Origin of the sequence: Pseudomonas sp. PS01299 (assembly GCF_029960145.1) — a bacterium.
GTDB lineage: Bacteria > Pseudomonadota > Gammaproteobacteria > Pseudomonadales > Pseudomonadaceae > Aquipseudomonas > Aquipseudomonas putida_A.
This window is the reverse complement of the sequence record NZ_JASCPO010000400.1, coordinates 1-3,028: the sequence shown is the minus strand read 5'-3', so window position 1 is coordinate 3,028 and position 3,028 is coordinate 1. Positions and strand designations below refer to the sequence as shown.

The 3,028-nt window shown below is 53.1% G+C and carries 4 protein-coding genes and 3 tRNA genes; all 7 read right to left on the bottom strand.

The window, feature by feature from the left end; translation table 11 throughout:
• Positions 1 to 181: GTP-binding protein (locus QMX91_RS30275; RefSeq protein WP_232244373.1), on the bottom strand; the 181-nt coding region annotated here is incomplete at its 3' end.
• An 84-nt stretch (positions 182 to 265) separates the two neighbouring features.
• A tRNA-Thr gene (locus QMX91_RS30270) sits at positions 266 to 341 on the bottom strand.
• Between the two features lie 26 nt (positions 342 to 367).
• A tRNA-Gly gene (locus QMX91_RS30265) sits at positions 368 to 441 on the bottom strand.
• A 24-nt stretch (positions 442 to 465) separates the two neighbouring features.
• Positions 466 to 550: transfer RNA gene (locus QMX91_RS30260), tRNA-Tyr, on the bottom strand.
• A gap of 142 nt (positions 551 to 692) precedes the next feature.
• Positions 693 to 1,130: a hypothetical protein gene (locus QMX91_RS30255; RefSeq protein ID WP_027614313.1), complete on the bottom strand. Its 438-nt coding sequence runs from the start codon at positions 1,128 to 1,130 to the stop codon at positions 693 to 695.
• 7 nt (positions 1,131 to 1,137) lie between these two features.
• Positions 1,138 to 1,887, bottom strand: a complete 750-nt coding sequence (locus QMX91_RS30250; protein ID WP_098965871.1) for a pantothenate kinase — start codon at positions 1,885 to 1,887, stop codon at positions 1,138 to 1,140.
• Positions 1,877 to 2,830: a bifunctional biotin--[acetyl-CoA-carboxylase] ligase/biotin operon repressor BirA gene (gene birA, locus QMX91_RS30245; protein ID WP_098965873.1), complete on the bottom strand. Its 954-nt coding sequence runs from the start codon at positions 2,828 to 2,830 to the stop codon at positions 1,877 to 1,879. Before birA ends, QMX91_RS30250 begins: the two co-directional genes overlap by 11 nt.
• Positions 2,831 to 3,028 lie beyond the last annotated feature (198 nt).

The following is a 3,028-nucleotide window of genomic DNA, read 5'->3' as shown; positions in this document are numbered from 1 at the left end:
TACCGCGAGCTTTTTCTTCTGGAGCGCTGTCGATCTTGTCGAATTCAACTACGGCCGAACCGAAAACTTCGGAGCAGACGCGAGTCAGAGCAGCGGTCAGAGTGGTTTTACCGTGGTCAACGTGACCAATGGTCCCTACGTTGACGTGGGGCAGGGAACGATCAAATTTTTCCTTAGCCATCGATAACACCCTCAACAGAAGAATTAGACGAACGATATCTACCATTAAAACAAAGGCAGATATTTTCATATCTGCCTTGTTATATGGAGCTCTTGAGCGGATTTGAACCGCTGACCTCACCCTTACCAAGGGTGTGCTCTACCAACTGAGCTACAAGAGCGTAACACTTTGCACAACCTGCAAACTTGGAGCGGGTAGCGGGAATCGAACCCGCATCATCAGCTTGGAAGGCTGAGGTTCTACCACTAAACTATACCCGCGGAGCTTGCAGCTCACGCTAAAAATGGTGGAGGGGGAAGGATTCGAACCTTCGAAGTCGTAGACGTCAGATTTACAGTCTGATCCCTTTGGCCGCTCGGGAACCCCTCCTAAGCGAGCCGGCATTCTATACTATGCCGACCTTCTGTCAAGCATTTTCTCATTAAAAACCTGAGGTTAGCTGCGTTGACACCGCTCTACTTGGACAACCTGTTTAGGTGTTCGCTGTGGAGCGGGCGCCATTCTATGCAAACTATTCCAGCGGTGCAACCCCCTCACACAGCATTATTTTATGTTTTAACTCATTGAATTCCTTGGAAAGGTTCTGCAACTGCACATCCCCCAATAAACGCTGGCTCTCGGGCGCAATGCGTAACCAATATCCAGGCTCGGGAAGATCCTTTTGCGATGCCTGAACCTTCACACTCATGCCCGCTAGACGCATCTGTAGCGCGGAAAGGCTGCTTTCTTGAGTCAAACCACCCAAAAACAGACACTCCTGTCCGGCATGGCGCGCGCCTTGCACTCCCGCCGAGTCACCAGTCGCCTCACTCAATAAGCGAATATCTTGCTGGGACCCGCGGTACATGCTGAGAGGAGTGACATCTTTTGCACGCAAGGGCGCCTCCTGCTGATGCCAGACGTAATAGAACACATTGAGAACAACGAGCAGCAGGAACAACCAACGCATACAAACCTCAAGTTAAAGGACACGCCATCGCCAACCCTACAAATACCAGGTCAGGGACGATCCGAGCATCAGGCACGACGTCCGCCACCAATCCAGCATCGCCACCGGTAATAAAGACAGCAAAGCGCTCCCCCCAATAGGATCGAGCCATTTCCATCTGGGTCAGAACGAAACCTCTCAACATTAAAGAGCACCCTCGCTCCACCGCCTCGACGGTACTGCGCCCCGGAGCATGGCTCGTCAACGCTTTTTCGGCAGCCAAGTCCCCATAACGGATTTTCCGGGTATGCGTACGTAACTGGTTACGCATCAAGGGCATTCCTGGGCAAATGAATCCCCCAAGGTGCTCACCTTCGGCATTAATAAAGTCGGCCGTCACAGCAGTGCCAAAATCCAGAATCAGACAGGCGCCGGCAGCCAGATGAAAGCCACCGAGCATCGCCAACCAGCGATCCAGTCCCAAGCGTTCATAGTCGTCATAGCCATTCCTGACACCAGACATTTCACTGGCCGACTTGGCGCACACGACCGAGATGCAGAACGTCTGCTCGAGAATTCGGGTGAGCGCAGCAGTTTCTTCGCTGGTTCTTACGCTGACCAACCGACATTTGCGCAACGACAGGTTCTCAAATGCGCACAAGCTATCCACCAGAGCTTGATCCGAGTCGACAACACCTTCCGCGAAAAGACCGCCAGCAGCCGTATTCAATACGCGCCACTTGATAAAGCTATTCCCACAGTCGAGCTCAAGAATCATCACGCAACCTCAGACTGAGCTCACCACCACTAAATACTTTTTCCACGCCGCCCACCTTCAAGCGCAGCGCACCCTGGCTATCAATACCAAGCACTACGCCTTCTATATGACTAACGCCCGCAACCAAAGAAACCGGGCGACCTTGCCACATGTGATCCTTTTCCCATTCCTCCTGGAACGCAGAGAAACCATGGACCTGATGACGCTGGATATAACCGCGCAGTTGGTCGCTCAGCTCAGCCACCAAGACGTTGCGATCGCAGGTTTGACCCGTCTCGAGTCGAATTGACGTCCATTGCTGGTCAACTTCCTCAGCAACCTGCATGTTCACATTAATGCCTATACCCAGCACCACATGGCAAACATCTGCCGGATCCCCTACTAGCTCAAGAAGAATACCGGCGATTTTCTTGTTCCCGACCAGCACATCGTTGGGCCACTTCAATCCTGCGCCCGCCACCCCCAGCTTTCGCAGGGCATGCATAACAGCCAAACCGACCACCAGACTCAAGCCCTCAAGCTGGCGCATGCCACCTTCAATGCGCAGGACCAGGCTGTAGTAGAGATTTTCAGCAAAAGGGCTTACCCATTTGCGGCCTCGGCGACCGCGACCGGAAATCTGTCGTTCGGCCAATACCAGAAACGGCGCCGCTCGACCCTGATTGATCGCGCGAAGCGCCTCTGCGTTAGTGGAATCGATGGAATCAAAGACTGTAATCGGCCAAACCGCTGCTAAGGCACTAATCTTCAGGGGGTCGAGGAGCGTCAAGGGTGCAGCCAGTTGATAGCCTCTGCCCCGGACTTTGTTTATGGACAACCCGAGCTCAGCCTCAAGATGCTGAAGCTGCTTCCACACCGCACTTCGACTGATTCCCAGGGTAACCCCCAGAGCCTCGCCGGAATGGAATCGACCATCCTTTAATAGATTCAACAACGTCAGCATGCAGGTCTCGCCTCACAATGAGGTCCGAATAATAGCCATGAGCCGGGCGATTGCATAGAAATCAAGCGCACCACTTTCCTGCGGGCAAAACAAAACCCCAACTGCTTTCGCAATTGGGGTTTCGGAATTTAATCTTGACGATGACCTACTCTCACATGGGGAAACCCCACACTACCATCGGCGATGCATCGTTTCACT

What these genes read in the sequence shown, in the direction of transcription:
- QMX91_RS30255 (WP_027614313.1), bottom strand. Translation starts at nt 1,130, where the DNA reads ATGCGTTGGTTGTTCCTGCTGCTCGTTGTTCTCAATGTGTTCTATTAC.
- birA (WP_098965873.1), bottom strand. Translation starts at nt 2,830, where the DNA reads ATGCTGACGTTGTTGAATCTATTAAAGGATGGTCGATTCCATTCCGGC.
- QMX91_RS30250 (WP_098965871.1), bottom strand. Translation starts at nt 1,887, where the DNA reads ATGATTCTTGAGCTCGACTGTGGGAATAGCTTTATCAAGTGGCGCGTA.